The 23,270-nt window shown below is 74.4% G+C and carries 20 protein-coding genes; 6 read left to right on the top strand and 14 right to left on the bottom strand.

The features are described 5' to 3' along the window. Nucleotides 1-13 precede the first annotated feature (13 nt). A complete protein-coding gene (locus DEI99_RS10090) occupies nucleotides 14-1,459 on the top strand; it encodes an amidase (protein WP_111043122.1) in 1,446 nt (481 codons plus the stop codon). Between the two features lie 772 nt (nucleotides 1,460-2,231). Here the strand turns inward: DEI99_RS10090 and DEI99_RS10085 are convergent. Genes DEI99_RS10085 through DEI99_RS10060 form a run of 6 tightly spaced genes read right to left on the bottom strand, consistent with a single transcriptional unit; the run spans nucleotide 2,232 to nucleotide 8,269 of the window. Next, the gene (locus DEI99_RS10085) at nucleotides 2,232-3,014 is read right to left on the bottom strand and encodes an ABC transporter ATP-binding protein (protein WP_111043084.1); all 783 of its coding nucleotides are present in this window, start codon (nucleotides 3,012-3,014) and stop codon (nucleotides 2,232-2,234) included. Further along, nucleotides 3,011-3,832, bottom strand: a complete 822-nt coding sequence (locus DEI99_RS10080; RefSeq protein ID WP_111043083.1) for an ABC transporter ATP-binding protein — start codon at nucleotides 3,830-3,832, stop codon at nucleotides 3,011-3,013. The genes DEI99_RS10085 and DEI99_RS10080 overlap by 4 nt, the downstream gene beginning before the upstream one ends. Further along, nucleotides 3,829-4,743 (bottom strand): ABC transporter permease, encoded by a 915-nt coding sequence (locus tag DEI99_RS10075; protein WP_258369673.1) that lies wholly within the window; start codon nucleotides 4,741-4,743, stop codon nucleotides 3,829-3,831. Before DEI99_RS10075 ends, DEI99_RS10080 begins: the two co-directional genes overlap by 4 nt. Continuing rightward, the gene (locus DEI99_RS10070; RefSeq protein ID WP_111043082.1) at nucleotides 4,740-5,693 is read right to left on the bottom strand and encodes an ABC transporter permease; all 954 of its coding nucleotides are present in this window, start codon (nucleotides 5,691-5,693) and stop codon (nucleotides 4,740-4,742) included. The genes DEI99_RS10075 and DEI99_RS10070 overlap by 4 nt, the downstream gene beginning before the upstream one ends. Nucleotides 5,694-5,727: 34 nt before the next feature. Then, complete coding sequence (locus DEI99_RS10065; protein WP_111043081.1) at nucleotides 5,728-7,260, bottom strand: ABC transporter substrate-binding protein; 1,533 nt, start codon at nucleotides 7,258-7,260, stop codon at nucleotides 5,728-5,730. A 58-nt stretch (nucleotides 7,261-7,318) separates the two neighbouring features. Next, entirely contained in the window at nucleotides 7,319-8,269 is a 951-nt protein-coding gene (locus DEI99_RS10060; RefSeq protein WP_071297164.1) for an alpha/beta fold hydrolase, read from the bottom strand. A 65-nt stretch (nucleotides 8,270-8,334) separates the two neighbouring features. On the opposite strand from DEI99_RS10060, the gene DEI99_RS10055 reads away from it, so the two are divergent. Further along, a complete protein-coding gene (locus tag DEI99_RS10055; protein WP_111043080.1) occupies nucleotides 8,335-9,231 on the top strand; it encodes a siderophore-interacting protein in 897 nt (298 codons plus the stop codon). Then, nucleotides 9,228-10,034: an ABC transporter ATP-binding protein gene (locus tag DEI99_RS10050; RefSeq protein WP_071255981.1), complete on the top strand. Its 807-nt coding sequence runs from the start codon at nucleotides 9,228-9,230 to the stop codon at nucleotides 10,032-10,034. Before DEI99_RS10055 ends, DEI99_RS10050 begins: the two co-directional genes overlap by 4 nt. Nucleotides 10,035-10,347: 313 nt before the next feature. On the opposite strand, the gene DEI99_RS10045 is transcribed toward DEI99_RS10050, so the two are convergent. The 5 genes from DEI99_RS10045 to DEI99_RS10025 form a co-directional block, all read right to left on the bottom strand. Beyond that, entirely contained in the window at nucleotides 10,348-10,722 is a 375-nt protein-coding gene (locus DEI99_RS10045) for a Fe-S oxidoreductase (protein ID WP_111043079.1), read from the bottom strand. After that, a complete protein-coding gene (locus DEI99_RS10040) occupies nucleotides 10,719-12,122 on the bottom strand; it encodes a dihydrolipoyl dehydrogenase family protein (protein WP_111043078.1) in 1,404 nt (467 codons plus the stop codon). Before DEI99_RS10040 ends, DEI99_RS10045 begins: the two co-directional genes overlap by 4 nt. 43 nt (nucleotides 12,123-12,165) lie before the next feature. Then, nucleotides 12,166-12,987, bottom strand: a complete 822-nt coding sequence (locus tag DEI99_RS10035) for an arginase family protein (protein WP_111043077.1) — start codon at nucleotides 12,985-12,987, stop codon at nucleotides 12,166-12,168. 44 nt (nucleotides 12,988-13,031) lie between these two features. Then, on the bottom strand, nucleotides 13,032-13,757 hold the full coding sequence (locus DEI99_RS10030) for a PspA/IM30 family protein (protein WP_111043076.1): 726 nt from the start codon (nucleotides 13,755-13,757) through the stop codon (nucleotides 13,032-13,034). A 96-nt stretch (nucleotides 13,758-13,853) separates the two neighbouring features. Then, nucleotides 13,854-15,776: a TPM domain-containing protein gene (locus tag DEI99_RS10025; protein WP_284180794.1), complete on the bottom strand. Its 1,923-nt coding sequence runs from the start codon at nucleotides 15,774-15,776 to the stop codon at nucleotides 13,854-13,856. A 289-nt stretch (nucleotides 15,777-16,065) separates the two neighbouring features. Between DEI99_RS10025 and DEI99_RS10020 the strand changes: the two genes are divergently transcribed. Together DEI99_RS10020 and DEI99_RS10015 are read left to right on the top strand one after the other, a co-directional pair. Then, nucleotides 16,066-16,269, top strand: a complete 204-nt coding sequence (locus tag DEI99_RS10020) for a hypothetical protein (RefSeq protein ID WP_071255966.1) — start codon at nucleotides 16,066-16,068, stop codon at nucleotides 16,267-16,269. Nucleotides 16,270-16,307: 38 nt separating this feature from the next. Next, a complete protein-coding gene (locus tag DEI99_RS10015; RefSeq protein WP_111042073.1) occupies nucleotides 16,308-16,874 on the top strand; it encodes a 4'-phosphopantetheinyl transferase family protein in 567 nt (188 codons plus the stop codon). Here DEI99_RS10015 and map read toward each other — a convergent pair. After that, a complete protein-coding gene (gene map, locus DEI99_RS10010; RefSeq protein WP_111042079.1) occupies nucleotides 16,858-17,625 on the bottom strand; it encodes a type I methionyl aminopeptidase in 768 nt (255 codons plus the stop codon). The genes DEI99_RS10015 and map overlap by 17 nt on opposite strands. 32 nt (nucleotides 17,626-17,657) lie before the next feature. Here map and DEI99_RS10005 point away from each other — a divergent pair, with 32 nt between their 5' ends. After that, nucleotides 17,658-17,930, top strand: a complete 273-nt coding sequence (locus DEI99_RS10005; protein ID WP_111042072.1) for a helix-turn-helix domain-containing protein — start codon at nucleotides 17,658-17,660, stop codon at nucleotides 17,928-17,930. On the opposite strand, the gene DEI99_RS10000 is transcribed toward DEI99_RS10005, so the two are convergent. Continuing rightward, entirely contained in the window at nucleotides 17,927-19,249 is a 1,323-nt protein-coding gene (locus DEI99_RS10000) for a M1 family metallopeptidase (protein WP_258369449.1), read from the bottom strand. The genes DEI99_RS10005 and DEI99_RS10000 overlap by 4 nt on opposite strands. A gap of 14 nt (nucleotides 19,250-19,263) precedes the next feature. Continuing rightward, nucleotides 19,264-23,145 (bottom strand): Pls/PosA family non-ribosomal peptide synthetase, encoded by a 3,882-nt coding sequence (locus tag DEI99_RS09995; RefSeq protein ID WP_111042070.1) that lies wholly within the window; start codon nucleotides 23,143-23,145, stop codon nucleotides 19,264-19,266. Nucleotides 23,146-23,270: the final 125 nt, after the last annotated feature.

The following is a 23,270-nucleotide window of genomic DNA, read 5'->3' as shown; positions in this document are numbered from 1 at the left end:
AGGCTCGGGAACCGTGTTCGAACTCCACCACCTCTCCGCGCAGGAACTCTGGGACTGGATCCGCCGGGGGGAGGCGACCGCCCGCGAGGTGGCCGAGCACTACCTGGCCCGCGTGGAACGCCTCGACCCCGGACTCGGCGCCTTCGTGACGGTCACGGCGGACGCGGCACGGTTGCGTGCCGACCGTCTCGGCCACCTGGTGCCGACGTCGCGACCGTTGTGGGGCCTCCCGTCCGCCGACAAGGACCTGTACGACCGCGCCGGGGTCCCCACGCGCAGCGGCACCACGAGCCTGCCGGAGCGCCCCGCCGGGGCCGACCACCCGCTCGTCGCGGCGCTCGACGCGGCCGGCACGGTGAGCCTCGGCAAGACGGCGTCGCCGGAGTTCGGCCTGTCGTCGTCGTCGGAGACACGGCTCGGGGTGACCCGGAACCCGTACGACACCGCGCGGGCGCCCGGTGGCTCGTCGAGCGGTGCCGCGGTGGCCGTCGCCGCCGGGCTGCTGCCGGCGGCGGTCGGTTCCGACGGCGGGGGTTCCGTGCGGATCCCAGCCGCGGCGACCGGACTCGTCGGCCTCAAGCCGAGCCGCGGACGCGTGCCGTCGATGCCCGGGCGGTCCGGCGTCGGCGGGCTCTCGGTGGCGGGGCCGCTCACCCGGAACGTCGCCGACGCGGGCATGCTGCTCGACGCCCTCGTGGCACCGACCGGGCTGACCGAGCCGTCGCCGTACGCGCTCGTCACCCCGGACGTCGGCGAGGGGCCGTTCACCGCGGCGGCCGTCCGCGGCGAGGGGCGCTTCGTCGTCGGGCTGCTCGAGGGCTCACCGTGGGACGACACCGTCGACGTCGTCGTCGACCCCGCGGCGCGTGCCGTCGTCGAGACCGCCGTGCGGGTGCTCGGCGAACTGGGGCACGGCGTCGAGGACGTGCGGATGCCCCGGGTGCCCTACGCCGACGCCTTCCGCACGGCGTGGGAGAGCTCCGCGGCGCGGCTGCCGACGGTCCCCGGCATCGACCTGTCCGCGCTCACTCCGCTCGTGGCGTGGCTCGTGGAGCGGGGGCAGCGGCTCAGCGGCACGCAGGTGCTCGACGCGATGACCGCGCTCGACACGTTCTCGGCGACCCTCGTCGGCGCGTTCGACCGGTACGACGCGGTGCTCACACCGACGCTCGCGCTCACCCCACGGCCCCTCGGCTGGTACGGCGACTACCCGGAGGAGGACTTCCGCCGCCAGTGCGCCTACTCGCCGTGGACCTCGATGGCGAACGTGTCGGGGCTCCCCGCGATCACGCTGCCCGTCGGCGTCACCGCGGAGGACCACCCCGACGGCGGCGGCCTGCCGATGGGCGTGCAGCTGATCGGCCGACCGGGCGGCGAGCGCGTCCTGCTCGCCATCGGCGCCCAGCTCGAGCGGCGGCTGCGGTGGCAGCGCCGGCACCCGGGGGCCTGGACGGCCTGAGGCGGGGGCCGGTGCAGTTGCCGGTGCCGGCACCGGTGCCGGCACCGGTGCCGGTGCCTGCGCGTGGATGCGGGTTCTCGTGCTGATGCGTGCCGATGCCGGTGCGTGCCGGTGCTGACGCGCTCTGCGACCGAACACCCGTCGTTCGACCGGTGTCCCGTCGCACCATGCGCTCGCATCGTCTGCGCGTGCATGTTCCGACGGAGCACGTGTCGATCGTCGCGTGGTCTGTCGCAGGATGCGCGTGCATCGACCCGCCGGGGCGTTCCGCCGCCACTGCCGAGCGGGGTCGAGGTCGCGCGGCTCCGGGGCCCAGGCGCGACCGGCTGACCTACTGCGGAGGGCCGGTGCCCCTCGCCGAGTTGGATGTGTGCGCACCTTGCGACCGGACACCCGAGGTTCGACCGGTGTCCCGTCGCACCATGCGCTCGCATCGTCTGCGCGTGCATGTTCCGACGGAGCACGTGTCGATCGTCGCGTGGTCTGTCGCAGGATGCGCGTGCATCGAGCCCCGAGCCCCGAGCCCCGAACCGCCCCGACCCGCCCGGCTCCGCGCCGTGTGGGCCCCTGCGACAATGTCGCTGTCGTACGACGTCGATGTTGTCGTGCGCGCCGCCCCGACCCGCCCGACCCCGCGCCGTGTGGGCCCGCGCGACAAGGTCGCTGTCGTACGACGTCGACGTTGTCGCACGTCCCGGCACCCCAGCGTCCGCCGCCCCGGCCGCACCAACCGCCGCCCCCCCCGCCCCCCGACGCCCTCGGCGCCGACGCCCTACGGCAACGTCGGCGCCGCCGCCACCAACGCCTGGGTCACCGGGTGCTGCGGCGCGTCGAGCAGCGACACCGGCCCCCGCTCGACGATGCGCCCCGCCGACATGACCGCGACGGTGTCGCACAGGCGCTGCACGACTCCGATGTCGTGCGAGACGAGCACGAGCGTCAGACCGAGGTCGTCGGCGAGGGAGCGGAACAGCTCGATCACGCGGGTGCGGACGACCACGTCGAGGGCGCTCATCGGCTCGTCGCCGAACAGGATGCGGGGGGAGTGCACGACGGCCCGGGCGATCGCGATGCGCTGCCGTTGGCCGCCCGAGAACTCGTGCGGGTACCGGTTCGCCGCGTCGGCGGGCAGGTCGACCCGCTCCAGCACGTCGCGCACGAGCGACGCGTGCGAGCCGTCGACCCGGAGCGCCCGGAGGGGTTCGGCGACGATCGCACCGACGCGCATCCGCGGGTCGAGCGAGGCGTACGGGTCCTGGAAGACGATGCCGGTCTCGCGGCGGAACCAGCGCATCGCGGCAGCGGAGCCGGACGCGTCCACCTGGCGGCCGGAGGCGGTGACGGTGCCGGCGGAAGGGGCCTCCAGGCCGGCGAGCAGGCGGACCAGGGTCGACTTGCCCGATCCCGACTCGCCGACGATCCCGAGGCGGGCGCCGGGGGCGACCGTCAGGTCGACACCGTCGACGGCGGTGCGCACCGGGCCGGGCTCGAAGGGTCCGCGGCGGGGGAGCCGGTAGGTGCGGTGCAGGCCGGTGGCGTGCAGGGCGTCGGTCACGCGGTGCCTCCAGGGCGGCGGGCGGTGGCGCGGGCGGCGTCGACGAGCGCGACGGTGGCGGGGTGCCGTGGTGCGGCGAGCAGGTCCGCGACCCGACCCTGCTCGATCACCCGGCCGGCGTCGAGCACCACCGCGGTGTCGGCGATGCGGGCGAGCACGGCGAGGTCGTGGGTGACGAAGACCATGCCCGCCGACAGGCCCTCGAACAGGTCGAGGATGCGTGCCTCGGTGGTGACGTCGAGCGCCGTGGTCGGCTCGTCGGCGACCAGGTAGGACGGCTCGCCGGCCATCGCCATCGCGATGCAGACGCGCTGCCGCTGCCCGCCGGAGAGCTGGTGCGGGTACTGCCGCAGCAGCGACGCCGGGTCGGGCAGCCCCACCGACGCGGCGAGGTCGACCGCGGCCGCGCGGGCTCCCCGGCGGTCCAGGCCGCGGTGCAGCCGGAGCGGTTCGGCGATCTGCGCGCCGACGCGGCGGAGCGGGTCGAGGGCGGTGCCCGGCTCCTGGAACACCATCCCGATGCCGGCGCCGCGGTACCGGGCACGTTCGCGGTCGGGCAGGCCGACGAGTTCGGTGCCGTCGAGGCGGATGCTGCCGGTGACGGTCGCGCCCGCGGGTTCCAGGCCCATCAGGGCGAGCGAGGTCATCGACTTGCCGGATCCGGACGCGCCGATCACGCCGACACGCCGGCCGGGAGGCACGGTGAACGTCACGTCGTCCAGGATCGTCCGCCCCGTGATGCGGACCGACAGCCCGGTCACCTCGAGGCCGCCGGTCGCGGCGGCGGGGTCGCCGGACCGGGCAGTGTGGTCGGTCATGCGGTCACCCCGGGAGTGGTCGTCGCGGCGTCGTCGGCACGCCCCGTGCCCGGCCCCGCACCCGGACCGGGCGGCACGGACCGGCGGTCGCCCGTGGTCAGGCGCGGGTCGGTCGCGTCGCGCACCGCGTCGCCGAGCAGGGAGAGCGCGGCGACGACGAGGGCGATCGCGGCGCCCGGCCAGGTGGCGCTCCACGGGTGCACGCCGATGTAGGTCTGCAGGTCGGACAGCAGGCTGCCCCACGACGCGGTGTCCGAGCCGGCGCCGTAGCCCAGGTAGGACAGGCCGGCCTCGGCGAGGACCGCGGTCGCCATCGCGAGCGACAACTGCACGGTGAACAGCGGCGCCGCGTTCGGCACGAGGTGGCGGAACAGCACCCCGGCACCCCCGACGCCCGAGGCCCGCGCTGCGGTGACGTAGTCGCTGCGGGCGATGCGGCGGATCTCGCCGCGGGCGACGCGGGCGATCGTCACGCCGAAGGACAGCCCGACGCTGACGACCACCACACCGAGCGAGCCACCGAACACCGCCGTCAGGAGCATCGCGGTGAGCAGGGTCGGGAACGCCACCAGGATGTCGAGCAGGACCGCCGTGCCCTCGCGGACCCAGCGGGCGGTGAGCGAGCCGACCGCGGTGAGCAGGACCCCGACGACGCTCGCGATGACCCCGGACCCGACGGCGACGAGCACCGTCGTGCGGGTGCCGGCGAGCAGGTAGCTCGCGATGTCGCGGCCGGCGGCGTCGGTGCCGAACCAGTGCGCGCCGCTCGGGCGTTCCCACTGGTGGAACGGGTCCGTGCGGAACGGGTCCTGCGGCGTCCAGACGAGCGACACGACGGCGAGCACGACGAGCAGCCCGAGCACGACGACCGCGAAGAGCCCGGTGGGGCGGGAGACCAGGCGGCGGATCACTCGTGTGCCTCTCGCTGGCGGGGGTCGAGGGCGCGGTGCACGACGTCGACGGCGAACCCGACGAGCAGGACGAGCCCGGTCAGGACGAGGAGCTCGGACTGCACCTTCGTGACGTCGCGACGGCCGACGTCGGTCACGAGCATGCGCCCGACACCGGGGAGCGAGAAGACCTGCTCGACCACGACGGCGCCGACCAGCAGCCCGGCGATCTGCACCCCGAGCACCGCGAGCACGGTCAGCGCGACCGACGGCAGCCCGTGCCGGAGCAGCGCCCCGGTCCGGGTGAGGCCGATCGCTGCCGCGGTGCGCAGGTGGTCGGCGTCGAGCACGGACAGCGTCGCGGAGCGGGTGAAGCGGAGGATGACGGCACCCTCGACGGCGCCGATCGTCAGCGCGGGCAGCACGAGCGCGGCGAACGCCCGTCCGGGTGCCGACCAGCCGTCGAGGGGGAAGCCCTGTGCGGGCAGCCAGTGCAGTGTCACGGCGAACAGGGCCACGAGGAGCATGCCGGCCCACACGATCGGTACCGCGGCCACGGCCTGGGCCGCGAAGGCGATTACGGCGCCGCCGGGGCGTCGACGGAGCACCGCGGCGAGGACGCCGAGCGGGACCCCGATGACGAGGGCCGCCAGCAACGACATCCCGGCGAGCGGCAGCGTCACCGCGAGCTTCTGGGCGATCTCCGGACCGACCCGACCGTTCGTGACGAGCGAGTTGCCGAGGTCGCCGCGGAACACCCCGCCGATCCAGTCGAGGTACTGCACGACCACGGGGCGGTCCAGCCCGAGCTCCTGGCGGAGCCGTTCAACCTGGGCCGGGGTGGACTCGGTGCCGGCGACGACCTGGGCGACGTCGCCGGGCAGCACGCGCAGCACGGCGAAGACGATGACGCTCGCCACGAGCAGGCCGACGACGAGCAGCAGCACCCGCCCGATGAGGAACCGGGTCACGACGCCGGTGCCCCGGGGACGGGACGGATCGCCGTCACTTGACCGCGAGCCGCGACAGGTCGAGTCGCGAGTTGCCGCCGTCCACCGGGAAGCCGGTCACGCCGGAGCGCACGGCGGTGATCTCGGTCGCCGTGTACAGCCACTCGCCGGCGGCGTCCTCGCTCACGATGCGCGCGGCCTTGCGGAGCGCGTCGACCTTGTCGGCCTCGGTCGTCGCTGCGATCGACTCGGCGTAGAGCGCCTGCACCTCGGGGTTGTCGTACCCGAAGTAGTACTCGGGGTTCGCCCAATTGCCGAAGTCGCGGGCCTCGACGTGGTCGACCATCGACAGGTCGAAGTCGCGGGGGCCCTTCTTCGGCGCCTGGAACACGGTCGACAGCCAGGTGGCGAAGTCAACACGGTCCACGGTCAGGGTGATCCCGACCTCGGCGAGCTGCGACTTGAGCACGTCGCCGATCACGGCCGGGTAGACGTTGGCGTACGTCAGCGTCAGGTCGAGGTCCCGGGCGCCGGCGGCCGCCAGCAGCTTCTTCGCGTTCGCGGGGTCGTACGCGTCGATGTCGGTCAGGTCCTCGTAGCCCGGGTCGAGCTCCGGGATCGGCCCGCCCTGTTCGACACCGGTGCCGCCGACGGCCTTGATGAGCGCCTTCGGGTCGATGGCCTGCCGGATCGCCTGGCGCACCCGCTTGTCGGTGAACGGCGCCTTCTGGTCGTTGAAGGCGAGCGTGTACTTGTCGGTGGTCTTGCCGGAGTGCAGCGCGATGTCGGCGTTGCCCTCGAGCTGGCTCCGCAGGGTGCCGTCGACGGGGTTGAGCACGTCGATGTCGCCCTCGGCCATCGCGTTCACCGCGGTCGAGGGGTCGGTGATGTAGCGGAAGACGATCTTCGCGACCTTCGCCTTCGTGCCCCAGTAGTCGTCGTTGCGCTCGAAGGTGAGCGAGTCGCCCTGCTTCCAGCTCGCGACCTCGAAGGGGCCGGTGCCGTTCGCGCTGTCCGAGCGGTCGTTCTCCGCGCCCTCCTCGAGCACCAGGCCGGCCCGACCGGTCAGGTTGAAGAGCAGGTCGGAGTCGGGCTGGCGCAGGCGGAGCACGACGGTGTCGTCGGCGGGAGAGGAGATCGACCGCACCTTCGCGAGCGTGGCCGAGTCGATGTACGAGTCGTTCGCCTTGACCTGCTCGAGCGACCACACCACGTCGGCGGCGGTGACCGGCTCGCCGTCCTGGAACGTCGTGCCCTTCCGCAACGTGAACGTGTACGTGAGACCGTCGTCGGAGACCTCGTGCGACGAGGCCAGCACGTCGCGGATGTCGCCCTCGGCGGTCCGACCGACGAGCCCCTGGTACACGTTGTCGATGAGCACCTGGTCGAGCGCGGCTCCGGACTGCGTCCGGATGTCGAGGCTCGTCGGTTCGAGCACCAGGCCCACGCGGACGGTGGCGTCGGGGCCGCCCGTCGGGCCGGACGAACCGGCGCAGCCGGTCAGCGCGAGGGCGGACACGACGGCGACCGCGGTGGCGGCGAGGGCCGCGCGGCCGGTGCGGCTGGTGCGGCGGAGGAGCGGACTCATGGGTTGTGGGTTCCTTCCGGGCGCGGGGACGGTGGTCGGACCTCGCGCTCGCACGAGGTTACCGGCGGTCGGTACCGTCCGGCGACGGTTCCTCGATCGGGTGCAACAATCCGTGCCGCTCGCCCCATGCCCGGATCGCCGCGGCCAGTTCGAGGGGTGCCTGGTTCTGCACCGCGTGCCGCGCGGTGACCGTGACGACCTCGGCGTCCGGCAGGCGCTCGACGAACCCGGCGTGCAGCTTCGGGGACACGTAGCCGCGGTCGCCCCGGACGAGCAGGAGCGGCACGCGGAGCGCCTCGAGGTCCGGCCACGCGTCGGCGAACCGCCCGACCGACGACGTCCGGCCGGCCGGCAGGTGCGGGAAGTGGTGCCGGCGCACGAGCCGCCCGTCGGCACCGAGCCGCGTGGTGTGCCGGGCCTCGCGGAGGAGCACCGAGCGGTCGTCGCCGACCCGTGCCTCGACCGCGCGGTCGACGACCTGCTCGAGCGACTCGAACGCCGGCTCGGTCTCGAGGGCGCGGGCGATCCGGTCCACGGCGCGCTGCGCGAAGTCCGGCGACATGTCGACGAGCACGAGCCCGGTCACCCGCTCCGGTGCCGCCGCCGCGAGTCGCGCGGCGAGGATCGCACCGAGCGAGTGCCCGACGACGACGCCCGGTCCGACACCGAGCGCGTCGAGCGCGGCGAGCACGCCCGGCGCCGTGACGGCGGCCCCGTAGTCGGCGTCGTCCCGCCAGCTCGACCTGCCGTGGCCCGGCAGGTCGAGGGCGACCGCCGGCTCGCCCAGGGCGAGCGCCGTCTGGTCGAAGCTGTGCGCGTCGATGCCGAGCCCGTGCAGGTAGGTGACCCGGGCCTCCCGTCCGTCCGTCGTGTCCCACCGGATCGCGGACGTCTCCTGTCCGTCGTCGGTGCGGACCAGCTGCCGGGAGGCGCGGAGCGGCTCCGGCACGCCGCTCGCCGCCGCGAGCGTGGCGAGGTCGGCGAATTCGTCGTCGGGGGCATCGGACACGGGGACGATCCTCGCACCGTCGGCACCTCTGGAGACGTTAGGTAAGGCATGCCATACTCGGAGACGTGGCAACCCGGTACCGCGTCTTCCCCGTCCGCGTGGCGGCCGTCACCTCGCTCACCCCGCACTTCGTCCGGGTGACGCTGACGGGCGACGCGCTCGCCGACTTCTCGTCGGTGGGCCTGGACCAGCGGATCAAGATCGTGCTGCCGCTGCCCGACGGCGGCTTCTCCGAACTGCCGGAGGACGACGACTGGTACACCGCCTGGCGGGCGCTGCCCGACGAGGCACGGAACCCGCTGCGCACCTACACGGTGCGCTCGTTCCGACCCGACGCCCACGAGCTCGACATCGACTTCGTCGCGCACGGCGACGCCGGCCCCGCCTCGCGCTGGGTGTCGTCCTGCCGTGTCGGCGACGAGATCCGCATCGTCGGGCCGCGCGTGCCCGAGTCCTCCGCCGACCTGCCGACCGGTGCCGCGGAGTTCGCACCGGGCCACGCGAACCGGATCCTGCTCGCCGGCGACGAGACCGCCGCTCCCGCCATCTGCGCCATCCTCGAGGCCCTCGACGTCTCCACCGTCGGCCACGTCTTCATCGAGGTCCCCACCGACGCCGACCGCCTGCCCGTCACCGCGCCCGCCGGGGTCGAGGTCCGCTGGATCGCTCGCAACGGCGCGACGCACGGCGTGCGGATGACCGACCAGGTGCACGCCTGGGCGTCGTCGGTCGCCCCGGCCGCCGCGTGCGCGCCCTCCGCCGAGCTGACCGACGTCGACGTCGACGAGCAGGTCCTGTGGGACGTACCGCCACCCGCCGAGGAGCGCCCGGTCTACGCGTGGATCGCTGGCGAGGCCGGCTGCGTCAAGGAGCTCCGCCGCCACCTGGTGCGCGGCGTCGGCATCGACCGCAAGCAGGTCGCGTTCATGGGCTACTGGCGGCACGGCAAGGCCGAGCATTGACCGCTCCGGGCGGTGCGCCCTCGACCGCCCTCGGTGCACGCGGCCTGACCCTGGCCTACGACGACCGGGTCGTGGTCGACGCCCTCGACGTCGACGTGCCGGACGGTGAGCTGACGGTCATCGTCGGTCCGAACGCCTGCGGCAAGTCGACGCTGCTGCGGTCCTTCGCCCGCACCCTCAAGCCGACCGCCGGAACGGTGTACCTCGACGGCGTGCCGATCACGTCGCTGCGGCCGAAGGCGGTCGCCCGCCGGATCGGCATGCTGCCCCAGACACCGATCGCCCCGGACGGCATCACCGTGCGCGACCTCGTGTCGCGCGGCCGCTTCCCGCACCAGGACCTGCTGCACCCGTCGTCCGGTTCCGACCGCCGCGCCGTGCTCGCCGCGCTCGAGCAGACGGAGACCGTGGAGCTGGCGGACCGGAGCGTCGACGAGCTGTCCGGCGGCCAGCGCCAGCGGGTCTGGATCGCGATGGTGCTCGCCCAGGAGACCGACATCGTCCTGCTCGACGAGCCGACGACGTTCCTCGACATCGCGCACCAGTACGACGTGCTCGAACTCGCCTCGGCGCTGCACGCGGCCGGCCGCACGGTCGTCGCGGTGCTGCACGACCTGAACCAGGCGGCGCGCTACGCCACCCACGTCATCGCCATGCGCCAGGGCTCGATCGTCGCCTCGGGGGCGCCGGCCTCGGTGCTCACCGCCGACCTCGTCGAGGACGTCTTCGGCCTGCCGTGCGTCGTCGTCCCCGACCCGGAGACCGGCACGCCGCTCATCGTCCCGCGGCGGCGCGCGGCCTGACGCGCGGGTCGGGTGCGCGTCGGCTCGGACTCATCGGTGAGGTCGCGCCATGTGCCGCTTGCAGGCGCCGGAAGCGGCACGACGTGCGACCTCGGCGACCGGCGCGCGGCGTGTCGTGCGACCTCGGCGTCGGGCCTCTCGCCTGCGGGGACGGCCACTCACGACCGCCGTGGCCGGTGAGATCGCACTACGGGCCGCTTGCACTGGGCGGAAGCGGCACGAAGTGCGACCTCGGCGGTCGGCGTGCGGCGTGTCGTGCGACCTCGCCAGCGAGTCACGGCAGCCCTGCAGCGCTGCCGCCGCAGGGCCGGAGTCAGCGGTAGCCGCCGTCCTCCAGGCCCGCCTCGACCTCGAACCGGTTGCGGAGCGGGTCGCGACCGGCGACGGCGTAGAGCACCGGCATGAGCACGCCGTACCGCCGCCACTGGTCGACGTGCACGCGCTCGTGCCGGAGCACCCGGTCGCCGTCGTTGTCGCGGGTCAGGTAGACCGAGCCGACACAGGTGCCGCCGCGCCGGAAGACCCAGCGCGGCAGTCCCGTGCAGACGACGAGGCCGTCGACGACGCGGATCCGGCCGGTGGACAGCGGGATGCCGATCGCCAGGCCGAGCGCCGTCGCGGCGACCCAGCCGGCGCGCGACACGGGGGAGTCGAGCACCGCCCGCCGGACGACACCGCGGCCGGTCACACCGGGCGGCCGTAGGTCTCGAGCAGGCGGAGCCAGATCTCGTTCATGGTCGGGTAGGCCGGCACGGCGTGCCAGAGGCGGGCGACCGGGACCTCGCCGACGACGGCGACGGTGGCGGCGTGGAGCATCTCGGCGACGTCCTGTCCGACGAAGGTGACCCCGACGACGACGCCGCGGTCCTCGTCGACGACCATCTTGGCGCGTCCGGTGTAGCCGTCGGCCTGCAGGGCGGAGCCCGCGACGCTGCCGAGGTCGTACTCGACCGCGCGGACGTTCAGGCCCTGCTCGCGGGCGGCCCGCTCGGTGAGGCCGACGCTGGCGACCTCCGGGTCGGTGAAGGTGACCTGGGGGACCGCGGCGTGGTCGGCGGTCGCGACGTGCGCTCCCCACGGCTCGGTCTGCAGCGTGGTGCCCTGGAAGCGCGCGGCGATGGCCTCGCCGGCGGCACGGGCCTGGTACTTGCCCTGGTGCGTCAGGAGCGCGCGGTGGTTGGCGTCGCCGACGGCGTAGAGCCAGTCGGTGCCGTGCACGAGCATGGTGTCGTCGACCTCGAGCCAGTCGCCCGCGGTGAGTCCGACCGACTCGAGCCCGAGTTCGGCGGTGTGCGGCGAGCGTCCGGTCGCGGCGAGGACCTCGCTGGTGATGACCGTCGTGCCGTCGTCGAGCGTGGTCGTCACGAGGCCGTGCTCGTCACGGTCGACGCGGACGGGGCTGACGCCGGTGCGGACGTCGACGCCGAGCTCGCGCAGGGCGTCGCCGACGAGCTCGCCGGCGAACGGCTCCATGCCGCCGAGCAGGCCGCCGCGTGCCACGAGCGTGACCTTCGCGCCGAGCGACGCCCAGGCGGTGGCGAGCTCGGAACCGGCGACGCCGCCACCGATGACGAGCAGGCTCTCCGGGACCTGCTGTGCGCTCGTGCCCTCACGCGTGCCCCACGGCTTCGCATCGGCGAGGCCGGGCACGTCCGGCAGCGCGTGCAGGGAGCCGGTGACGACGGCGACGGCCGCGCGGGCGGTGTGCGTCTCGCCGGCGACCTCGATGGTCTTCGGGCCGGTGATGCGGGCGTGGCCGCGGATCAGGGCGATGCCGGCCGACTCGAGCCAGGACACCTGGGAGTCGTCCTTCCAGTCCGAGGTGAAGGAGTTGCGGCGGGCGAGCACGTGCGCCGCGTCGAGCGTGCCGGTGACCGCCTGTGCGGCACCGTCGAGGCGCTTCGCGGCGGCGAGGGCGTGTCCGCTCCGGAGCAGGGCCTTGGACGGCATGCACGCCCAGTAGGAGCACTCCCCGCCGACGAGTTCCGCCTCGACGACGGCGACCGACAGGCCGCGCTTGTGGGCGTAGTCCGCCACGTTCTCGCCGACTGCGCCGGCGCCGATCACGATGAGGTCGTAGTCCGTCATGCCGCCGAGCGTACGCGGGGCGGCATGGGACGGCCCGGGGCGGTCAGCCGATCCGCGCCGCGCTCGTCAGGGCGCCCACGACGCGCAGGATCACGCCGAGGTCGTCGACCGCGCGGTCCGGGTCGACCGGCGCGAAGCCGGTCAGCGCGGCACCGGCGAGTCGGCGTCCGCGGGTGGCGGCCTGGATGCGTTCGACGAGGCCCGCACCGTCGAGACCGAAGGGGACGGGTTCGAGCAGCCCGTCGATCTCGGACGGGTCCAAGACGTCGAGGTCCACGTGCACGAACACCGACGACGCGCCGGTGGCGTCGACCGCCGCGCCGAGGGCGTCGGGCGTCGCCGCGTCGACGTCGAGGTGGGCGATGCCGGCCCGGTCGAGGGCGGAGCGTTCGGCGTCCTCGAGGCCGCGGACGCCGGCGAGCACGACGGAGCCGGCCGACGGGCGGGGCAGGCCGGGGAACAGGTCGTCCGGTCGGTCGACGAGGAGCCGCAGGACCGCGGTCTCGGCGGCGACCGGCTGGGCGCGGTTCAGCGGGCGGTAGCCGCTCGACCCGGCGATGCGGACGAACGCGGTGTCGGCGTCGAGCGCGACGGTGGCGCCGAGCACGCTCGCGCCGTCGCCCCCGACCACGAGGACGGGCTCGGAGGCGACGCTCGTCTCCTCGGCGACGCGCTCGGCGACGCCGAGGACGGCGGTGTAGCGGGCGACGGCGGTCTCGAGCCGGTCGCCGGCACCCGCCGGGACCTCGACCACCGTCGTCGACGCCCGGGGCAGGTCGGCGGCGATCGCCGATGCCCCGTCACCCAGCCGCATCGCGCGGGACGACGCCGAACCCTGCCACTGACCGACCACGAGGAAGTGCATCGTCTCAGTCTGTCAGGTGGGGTCCGGCGCCGTCAGGGCGATCGTCAGATGGTCGGCGAGCCGCCGGACTTCAGCGCGGCGAGGCGTGCCTCGACCTCGGCGTCCTTGCCGACGTCCTCGAGGCTCTCGAACTGGGCGTCGAGGCTCGACGACTGCAGCTCCTGCTGGCCGAGGACCTTGGCCTCCTCGCGGCGGACCTTCTCCTCGAAGCGGCCGAGGTCGCTCGTCGGGTCGAGCACGTCGATGTTGCCGAGTGCGTCGTTGACCTTCGACTGGGCCTCGGCCGTCTTGGCGCGGGCGACGAGGTTGTCGCGCTTGGCACGGAGCTGCTCGAGCTTATGCTCCATCCCGGCGAGGCCGGTCTTGAGCTTCTCGACGGCCTCGTTCTGCGAGGCGAGGTTCGGCTCGGCGTCGGAGACCTCCTGCTCGGCGGCGATCTGCTTGCCGATCGCGATCTTGGCGAGGTTGTCGAACTTGTCCGCCTCGGCGGTCTTGCCCTCGGCGCGGTAGCGGTCGGCGGCGCTGGACGCGTTGGCGGCCTTCTGCCCCCACTCGACCGCGGCGCGCTTGTCCTCCTCGTGGTCCTGCTCGAGCAGGCGCACGTTGCCGATGGTCTGCGCGATGGCGGTCTTCGCGTCGGCGATGTTGTTCGTGTAGTCGCGCACGAGCTGGTCCAGCATCTTCTGCGGGTCCTCGGCGTCGTCGATGAGCTGGTTGATGTTCGCCCGCACGAGGGTGGAAATGCGTCCGAAGATCGTCTGCTTGGCCATGTCGTGGTCCTTTCGAGAGAGGTGTGACTGGTGATGGGGCAGGTCGTGGTCTGTGGTCTGTGGTGGGGAGGTCGTGGTGGGTCGGACGGGGTCCCGTCAGAAGCGTCCGCCGCCGGAGAAGCCCCCGCCGCCGCCCCCGCCGCCGCCGCCGAAGCCCCCGCCGCCGCTGAAGCCGCCCCCGCCGCCGAAGCCGCCGCCCCCGAAGGAGCCGCCGCCGTAGCTGCCGCCGCGGCCGCCGAGGAGCCCGCCGAGCACGATGCCGGTGACGAGGCCGCCGAGCTGCGGGCCGCCGCCGCGACCGCCGAAGCCGCCACCGCCCCAGCCGCCCAGGTCGTCGTTCGCGGCGTCCATCGCCGCGGCGGCGTACTGCTCGGCCGCCCGGGCTGCCTGCAGGGCCTGCCCCGGGTCGGTGGTGGCGAGCTGGACGGCGTCGTCGAGCGCGCGCTCGGCCTCGGAGAGCCGGGTCCTGGCGACCGGCCCGACACCGCCGCGGTGCAGGGAGACGAACTCCCGCGCCTGACTGATGCGGTTCCGTGCGTCCCGCAGGGCGTCGTCGAGCGCCCGCGCCGCGCGCTGCTGCTGCTCCTGTGCGCCGCGGGCCGCGGCGATCGCGCGGTCGATCTCGGTGTTCGCCCGGGTCAGGGCGTCGACCGCGGTGAGCGGGTCGCGCGGGTCGAGGTCCTGCCGCAGCACGGTCTCGGCGGTCGTCACGGCTGCGGCGAGGTCCGGGCCGGCGGGGGACAGGGCGCGCGCCGCCGCGATGTCGCCCTCGATGTCGGCGCGCATCGCGCCGGCGCGTGCGGTCGCCTCGGCGAACGTGCGCTCGGCGCCGACGGCGCCGTTCGTCAGCTGCTCCACCTGGGCCAGGGCGTGCTGGGCGTCGCGCACCGCGACCACGGCCTCGCCCTTCGCGCCGGTACGGAGTGCCTCGTCCGCCGCGGCGGACCGCTCGGACGCGTAGGCGAGGACCTGCCGGGCCTGGTCGACGTTGTCCGCCACGGTCGCGAGCGTCCGCCCGGTGTAGTCCGAGCGGAGCCGGTCGAGGGCGGCCGCTGCGGTGTCGACCGATGCCGGCGCGGCGGCGACCGCGCGGGTCAGCGCGGCGGCGGCGTCCTCGACGCCGTTCTCGAGGGCGCGGAGCCGGTCGAACGCCTCGGTCTGCTCGTCGATCGCGGCGTGCGCCTGTTCGCAGATCACGATGATCTGGTTCGCCCACTCGGCACGCTGCTGCGGGCTGTCCGGGACCTCGTCGTCGAGTTGCTGCTGGTACGTGAAGGCGGTGCGGACGGACCGCTGCGCTGCTGCGACGGCGTCGGCGAAGGGCTTCGCGGCGTCCGCGCCGAACTGCGCGGTCGCGAACCCGACCTCTTGCTCGGCGGTGCGGAGCTCGTCGTCGATCGTGACGAGTGCACCGCCCGCAGTCCGCTCGAGGTCGGCCAGCGAGGCCTGCTGCGCACGGGTGGCGGCGGCGGTGCGCCGCTTGTTGCGCGTCCGCACGACGAGCACGACGACGACGAGCCCGACCACGACGACGAGCAGCAGGATCCACAGCCAGGTCAGGTCCGCGGGTGCCTGGGAGTCGGTCAGGCCGCTCGCGAAGGCGGTCGCGGCGCCGGCCCAGTCGTCCTGCTTCAGCGCGGGGAGCAGGTCGTCCTGCACGGCGGTCTGTACGTCGGAGCTGCTGATCGCGGTCTCGTTCGTCTGCTGGACGTCGTAGTCGCGGTCCTGCACGGCGACGGCGAGCAGGATGCTGTCGGACTCGATCTGGTTCCGCTCGAGCACGGCCGTGCCCCACGCCGTGTGGTCGGAGGGGTTCGAGAAGGTCGGGACGAAGACGACGTAGAGCTGCGTGCTGGTGTCGGCGTACAGGTCCGACACCGCGCGCTCCACCGAGGTCTGCTGCGCTGGGGTGAGCGCGTCGGCCTCGTCGAGGACGTAGGCGCTGCCGATCTCGACGGGTTCGGTGGCGTGCGCGGTCGCGGCGGGCGCCAGGACGACCAGGGTCGCGAGCAGCGCCACGGTGAGTCGTCCGAGGAGGCGCGCTGTCCCCCTCCGTGTGCTCGTCCCGCTCGTGGTCGATCCGTGTGGGACCGCTCGCATCCGTCCTCCGTCCGTCACCGGTCGACGCCGTCGACGTCGCCCGGAACCGCGCCACCGCAGCGCTTTCGCCCGGAGTCTATCCAGGCCGATCCGAGCGCGGACAGACTCCCGGGCAACCCTGTGGACGAGCGTGATCGTGAGCGTCTTGTCCCCCGGTCCGGGGTATGCTGAGGGATCTGTTCGACGACGAACGGGAAGGGGAACAGCAATGGAGCGCACCACGAGTACCGAGGTCGTCCCGCTCGAGGACGGCTACCACCGCGTGTCGACGCCGGCCACCGGCGTCATCGGCTTCGTGCGCGAGCACGACGGCCGCTACGAGGTCCTGCGCGGACGCGTCCGCCAGGCGACGCGGTCCGAAGGGCTCTACAGCACCATGAACGTCGCGCTCATCGCGCTGACGCACGCCTGAGCGCACGGATGGCCGCTCAGCGGTCGGAGGCTGCCCGGGTGGCTGAGCCGCGCCTCCGTGACGTCACGGTGACGCTCCGAGCGCCGGGCCGGGACCGCGACGCCGACCGGGAGGCCCTCGTCGCCGCCGTCGCGTCCGCTGCGGCCGTCGACGTGGCCGCCGTGCGCGTGGGGCGCGTCTGTCCGCACTGCGCGGGGACTGACCACGGACGGCCCGTGGCGACGGTGCACGGCGCCGACGTCGGGGTGAGCCTGTCGCGCACGACCGGTGTGGTCGCGATCGCCGTCGGCCCCGGACCGCTCGGTGTCGACGTGGAGCGCGTGTCGCGGGTGGCCGCCGCGCCGCTCGACGCCTTCACGGTGCGCGAGCTGGCCGATGCGCGTGGTGACGCGACGGAGCTCGCCGCGCTGTGGGCCGTCAAGGAGGCCGTGCTGAAGCGCGACGGCCGGGGTCTGCGCGTCGACCCGCGGAACGTCGAGGTCGACCTCCGCCGTGCCACCGCCGTCCAGGAGGGGACCGCGCACCCGGTGACGGTGCTGTTCCCCGCCGCCGACACGGTGCTCGCGGTGGCGGCGGGCGGGATCAGCGTCACCGTGGCAGCGTGAGCACCTCGGCGCCGTCCTCCGTGATCGCGATGGTGTGTTCCGTGTGGGCCGTCCGGGTGCCGGTGGCGCTCCGCAGGGTCCAGCCGTCGGCGTCGGTGACGAGCCGGTCGGTGTCCGCCATCACCCAGGGTTCGAGGGCGAGCAGCAGACCCGGCCGCAGGGTGTAGCCGCGGCCGGGGCGACCGGTGTTCGACACGTGCGGGTCCTGGTGCATGGTCGAGCCGATGCCGTGGCCGCCGAACTCGACGTTCACCGGGAAGCCGGCGGACTCGAGGATGGTGCCGATGGCGTGCGACAGGTCGCCGGTGCGCGCGCCGGGTCCGGCCGCGGCGATGCCGGCCGCCAGGGCGCGCTCGGTCGCGTCGATGAGTGCGAGGTCCTCGTCGCGCGGGGTGCCGACGACGAAGCTGACGGCGGCATCGGCCGCGATGCCGTCGAGGGAGACCGCGAGGTCCAGTGTGAGCAGGTCCCCGTCGGCCAGGGCGCGGTCGTGGGGGAGCCCGTGCAGGACGGCGTCGTTGACGGCGGTGCAGATGTGGTGCCCGAAGGGGCCGCGTCCGAACGAGGGGGCGTAGTCGACGTAGCAGGAGTCGGCCCCGGCGTCCTCGATCATGGCCTTCGCCCACCGGTCGACGTCGAGCAGGTTCGTGCCGACCCGGGTGCGCTCGCGGAGGGTCTGCAGGATCGTGCCGACCAGGGCGCCGGTGGCGCGGGCCCGGTCGATCTCGGCCGGGGTGAGGATCTCGATCATCCGGATGATCATACCGGTATTACCATGACGCCATGGTCCGACTGCCCCTCACCCCTGACGAGCTCGCCCGCGGCCGCCGACTCGGCGCGCTGCTCCGTGCGGCCCGTGGCCCGCGGTCGATCGTCGACACCGCGCTGCGGGCGGGCATCTCGCCCGAGACGCTCCGGAAGATCGAGACCGGCCGCATCGCGACGCCGGCGTTCTCGACCATCGCGTCCGTCGCCGGGGTCGTCGGCGTCTCGCTCGACGCCGTGTGGGCCGAGGTCAGCAGCACCCCGGCCGACGTCGGGGAACTGGCGGGCTAGCGCGGTCCGACCGCGCCGGGCACCGCCGTCCCGTCGATCCACGGGGCGGTGACCGCGTGCACGGCGTCGGACGTGGTATCGGCCGCGTGCGCGAACGCGTCGAGGACGTCCGGCACCGTCACCGAGCCGTGCCGGTGCCGCTCCGTGATGCGCCGCAGGCCGGCGAAGAAGGCGTCGTCGCCGAACGTGCGGCGGACGGCGTGCAGGGCGAGGGCGCCGCGCTTGTAGACGCGGTCGTCGAACATGTCCGCCGCGCCCGGGTCGCCGACCACCAGGTCCTCCGGCTGGTCGAGGAGTCTCTGCCGGTACTGCTCGGCGAGGGCGTCCGCGGTGTCGCCGCCGCGCTCCTCGGACCACAGCCACTCGGCGTAGCAGGCGAACCCCTCGTGCAGCCAGATGTCCCGCCACCGGGCGAGGGTCACCGAGTTCCCGAACCACTGGTGCGCGAGCTCGTGCGCGATGAGCCGGTCGGTGCCGTGCTCGCCGTCGACGTGGTTCCGGCCGAACACGGCGAGTCCGTGGGCCTCGAGCGGGATCTCGAGCTCGTCGTCGGTGACGACGACCCCGTACGCCGCGAACGGGTACGGGCCGAAGCGGTCGCCGAACAGCGCGAGCATCTCCGGCACCTGGCCGAAGTCGGTCCGCGCCGCGGCCGCCAGGTCGGCCGGGTGGTGCAGGGTCACCGGGACGTCGCCGCCGCGGAGCCGGGTCGTGCGGTACCGACCGATCTGCACGGTCGCCAGGTACGTCGCCATCGGTTCGACCGTCGCGAAGGTCCAGCGGGTCCCGGCGCGGTCCCGCTCCTTCGCGAGCAGGTCGCCGTTCGCCACGACGTCGTAGGCGTCCTCGGTGGCGATCTCGAAGCGGTACGTGGCCTTGTCGTCCGGCCGGTCGTTGCAGGGGAACCACGTCGGGGCGCCGGTCGGCTGTGCGGCGACGATGACGCCGTCGGTCAGCTCCTCCCACCCGAGGTGCCCCCAGGCGCTCCGCACCGGTCGCGGGGTGCCCCGGTACCGCACGTGCACGGTGAACGCGGCACCCGCCGGGATCGGCGTGTGCGGGGTCACCGTGGTCTTGTGCGTCGCCGTGGCGACCTTCTTCGCGCGGTGCCCGTCGACGTCGACGCGCTCGACGTGCAGCCCGTGCAGGTCGAGGACGACCCGGTCGAGTGGTTCGACCGCCCGCGCCGTGATGGTCGCCGTGGCGTCGAGCCGGTTCGTCGCGACGCGGTAGTCGAGCCGGAGCTCGTAGTGCTGGGCGCTCCACCGACGGTCGCCGTTGTGCGGGGTGTACGGGTCGGTGGTCGCGGAGGTCGGCACGGTGCCAGTCAACATCACGCCGGACGGTCCGCTGCCCAGGGCGCGATCGGGTTGCCGGACCAGCGGGACCCGCCCGGCACCTGCTCGCCCCGCATGACGAGCGAGGCGGGCCCGACGGTCGCCCCGGTGCCGATGCCCGCCGCGGGCAGGACGACGCTGTGCGGCCCGAGCGTCGCGCCCGCGTCGAGCCGGACGGCGTCGAGCTGCATCACCCGGTCGTGGAACAGGTGCGTCTGCACCACGGTGCCCCGCGCCACCGAGGCGCCGGCACCGATCGACACGAGGTCGGCCTCCGGCAGCCAGTACGTCTCGAGCCAGGTGCCGCGGCCGATCGTCGCACCGAGGCTCCGCAGCCAGACGGCCAGCGCGGGGGTGCCCGTGGCCTGCTCGGCGAACCACGGCCGGGCGACGGTCTCGACGAAGGTGTCCTGCACCTCGTTGCGCCAGACGAACGACGACCACAGCGGGTGCTCCCGGGCGGTGATCCGGCCGACGAACGCCCACTTCGCGATCGTCGACACCACGGCGGCGACGGCTCCGGCGGCGATGAGCACCGGCCCGGCGAGCAGCACCGTCCACCCGATCCCGACGGCCGACCACAGCGCCAGCAGTGCTCCGGCCACGCCGAGCGCGACGGCGGCGGAGACCATCGGAGCGACCAGGCGCAGCAGCTCCCAGCAGCCGCGGGCGACCTTCAGCCGCCTGGACGGGCGGAAGGTCCGTGCCTCGTCGAACGCCGTCGCCGCACGCCGCAGCCGCACCGGCGGGGTCCCGAGCCACGACGACCCGCGCTTGGCCTTCTTCGGCACCGCGGACAGCACCGCCACCAGGGCCTCGCGCGGCACCGAACGTCCGGCGCCCGTCATCCCGCTGTTGCCGAGGAACGCCCGACGGCCGACCTTCGACCGACCGATCCGCACCCGACCGCCGCCGAGCTCGTACGTCGCCACCATCGTGTCGTCGGCCAGGAACGCCCCCGACGCGATCTGCGTCAGCGCGGGGATGAGCAGCACCGTCGAGATCTCGGTGTCCCGACCGACCCGAGCGCCGAGCAGCCGCAGCCACACCGGCGTCACGAGCGAGGCGTACAGCGGGAACAGCAGGGTGCGCGCCGCGTCGAGCACCCGCTCGGTCGACCACACCTGCCAGCCGATCCGGGAACGCACCGGGTGCCGCCCCTCGTGCAGGCCGAGGCCGAGCAGCCGCACCGCGACCACCACCAGCAGCGCGTACACCGCACCGGCGACGACCGTCGCCAGGGGGACCGTCACGAGCGCTCGGAGCAGCGCGTCGCCCAGGGTCGACGCCCGCCCGACCAGGGCGACCGCGACGAGCAGTCCGACCGCGACGCCGACCACCGGCAACCCGGCCACGGCCAGGGACCCGGCCCCGTACGCGAGCAGCCAGCGCCTGCGGGCGGCGGGGCGGGCCTCCCGGTCGTCACGGGCCGACCCGACGCGCTCCGCCGGCGCCCCTGCCCAGCGTTCGCCTGCCGGGACCGGCCCGCCGACCGCGGAACCGGCGGTGACCTCGGCACCCGCACCGACGTGCGCCCCCGGCAGCAGCGTCGTCCGGCTGCGCACCACGGCGTCCTCGTCGACGCGCACGTGCCCCAGGTGGAACACGTCGCCGTCGAGCCAGTGCCCGGCCAGGTCGACCTCGGGCTCGATCGACGCACGCCTGCCGATCGTGAGCATCCCGGTCACGGGTGGCAGCGTGTGCAGGTCGACGTCCCGGCCGATCCGCGCCCCGAGCGCCCGGGCGTAGTAGCTGATCCACGGGGCGCCCGCCGTCGAGGGGCCGTCGACCGCCTCGGCGATGCGCTCGGCCAGCCACACCCGCAGGTGCACCGGACCGCCACGGGGGTACGACCCCGGCCGGACCCCGGCGAGCAGCAGCCGCGCCAGCACCACGGTCACCGCCATCTTGCCGATCGGCGTCACGAACACCAGGAGCGCCAGCACGAGCACCGGCCAGGGCAGCACCGGCAGGAACGGCAGCGTCGTCGCGTGCAGCACCGCCGCCACCAGCGCCGTCCAGGTCAGCACCCGCAGCCCCCGGAGCACCTGCACCGGCAGTCCGAGCAACGTCATGAGCAGGCCCGTCGCCGGGGGGACCGGAGCCACGTCGCGCGCCGAGGCCGACACCGGCCCGGACTCGTCGAGCGCCGCCGCCAACGCCCCGATCCGCGGGTGGTCGTACACGTCCGCGACCGTCGTCGTCGGGAACCGCTCCCGGACGGCCGACACGAGCTGCGCCGCCGTCAACGACCCGCCGCCGTGCGCGAAGAAGTCGTCGTCGACGCTCACCACCGGCACCCCGAGGATCGCCGACCACCGCTCGGCGATCCACGCCACCGTGTCCGGCAGCACCGCCGCGTCCGATGCCCCGGGCAACGGCCACGGCAGCGCCGCGCGGTCGACCTTGCCCGACGTCCGCGTCGGCAGGGAGTCGACCACCGCGACCAGCGGAACCAGGGCCGCGGGCAGCTCCTGCCGCAGCCGGACGTTGGCCGCGGCCACGTCCACCGTCGCGCCGGACACCGGGGCGACGTACCCGACCAGCACCTGGTTGCCCGCGGGTGTCCGCTGCACCACCGCGGCACCGCCGGCGACGTCGTCCAGGGCCTGCAGCGCCGCGTCGACCTCGCCGAGCTCGATCCGCCGACCACCGAGCTTCACCTGGTCGTCCGCACGCCCCTGGAACACCAGCCCCTCGGGCTCGTACCGCACCAGGTCCCCGCTCCGGTACGCCCGCTCCCACCCGAGCTCGGGGAACGGCGCGTACTTCTCGGCGTCCTTCGCCGGGTCCAGGTACCGCCCCAGCCCGACACCACCGATCACCAGCTCCCCGACACCACCGGGCGCAACACGGACACCCGACGCGTCGACGACGGCCAGGTCCCACCCGTCCAGCGGCAACCCGATCCGCACCGGTGACCCGCCGTCCATCAGCGCGCCGCACGCGACGACGGTGGCCTCGGTCGGACCGTACGTGTTCCAGAGCTCCCGATCGCGCGAGGCGATGCGCGCCGCCAGCTCCGGCGGGCACGCCTCACCACCGAAGATCACCAGTCGTACCTGCTCGAGCGCGTCGTCCGGCCAGAGGGCCGCGAGCGTCGGCACCGTCGACACCACCGTGATCGCGTGCGCGATGAGCCACGGCCCGAGGTCCACCCCCGTCCGCACCAACGACCGGGGCGCCGGCACCAGCGCCGCGCCGTGCCCCCACGCCAGCCACATCTCCTCGCACGACGCGTCGAACGCCACGCTCAGCCCCGCCAGCACCCGGTCACCCGGACCGATCGGCGCCGCCTGCAGGAACATCCGGGCCTCGGCGTCCACGAACGCCGCAGCACTGCGGTGGGTGACCGCCACACCCTTGGGCACACCCGTCGAACCGGAGGTGAAGATGATCCACGCGTCGTCGGTCTCGCGGGGGAGCTCGGCGCTCGCCGCAGGGTCCGTCACCGGCAGCTCGGCGCCGTCGCGGTCCCGCAGGACGCCGCCCGCACCGATCACGCCGACGACACCGGCCTCGCCGAACACCAGCGTGGCGCGTTCCTCGGGGTCGTCGGCGTCGACGGGCACGTAGGCGGCCCCCGCGGCGAGCACGGCGAGGATCGACAGGTACAGGTCACGTCCGCCGGAGGGGATCCGCACCCCGACCCGGTCGCCCCGCCGGACGCCCCGCCGGGCCAGGTCGTCGGCCCGCTCGTGCACGGTGCGCAGCAGGGCGGCGTAGTCGAGGGTGCCGTCGGGGTCCTCGAGCGCGGTGGCGTCGGGGTGCGCGGCGGCCGTCGCGGCGAGGACGTCGAGCAGGGTGCGGGGCGCGGGCGCGTGGGCCGCGCGCGCGAGCTCCTGCTGCACGGTGCCGGCGGGGGCGTCGGGGGTCATCGTGCTCGTTTCCCGGCCGCGTGCGGGACGACCGGCCCAGGAGCGTAGTGACCCGAGGTGACGCGCAGGGAAACACGGGGTGTCACGACGATGCGTGGCCCGGTGGGACGACGAGCCGGCGGGCT

Origin of the sequence: Curtobacterium sp. MCLR17_036 (genome assembly GCF_003234445.2) — a bacterium.
Lineage (GTDB): Bacteria > Actinomycetota > Actinomycetes > Actinomycetales > Microbacteriaceae > Curtobacterium.
Note: the sequence above shows the minus strand (reverse complement) of the source record. Positions and strands in the feature narration are given on the sequence as shown.

Coding starts and splice junctions, on each gene's coding strand:
- DEI99_RS10080 (WP_111043083.1), bottom strand. CDS start 3,832: ATGACCGACCACACTGCCCGGTCCGGCGACCCCGCCGCCGCGACCGGC.
- DEI99_RS10065 (WP_111043081.1), bottom strand. CDS start 7,260: ATGAGTCCGCTCCTCCGCCGCACCAGCCGCACCGGCCGCGCGGCCCTC.
- DEI99_RS10040 (WP_111043078.1), bottom strand. CDS start 12,122: ATGACGGACTACGACCTCATCGTGATCGGCGCCGGCGCAGTCGGCGAG.
- DEI99_RS10035 (WP_111043077.1), bottom strand. CDS start 12,987: ATGCACTTCCTCGTGGTCGGTCAGTGGCAGGGTTCGGCGTCGTCCCGC.
- DEI99_RS10030 (WP_111043076.1), bottom strand. CDS start 13,757: ATGGCCAAGCAGACGATCTTCGGACGCATTTCCACCCTCGTGCGGGCG.
- DEI99_RS10020 (WP_071255966.1), top strand. CDS start 16,066: ATGGAGCGCACCACGAGTACCGAGGTCGTCCCGCTCGAGGACGGCTAC.
- map (WP_111042079.1), bottom strand. CDS start 17,625: ATGATCGAGATCCTCACCCCGGCCGAGATCGACCGGGCCCGCGCCACC.
- DEI99_RS10005 (WP_111042072.1), top strand. CDS start 17,658: ATGGTCCGACTGCCCCTCACCCCTGACGAGCTCGCCCGCGGCCGCCGA.
- DEI99_RS09995 (WP_111042070.1), bottom strand. CDS start 23,145: ATGACCCCCGACGCCCCCGCCGGCACCGTGCAGCAGGAGCTCGCGCGC.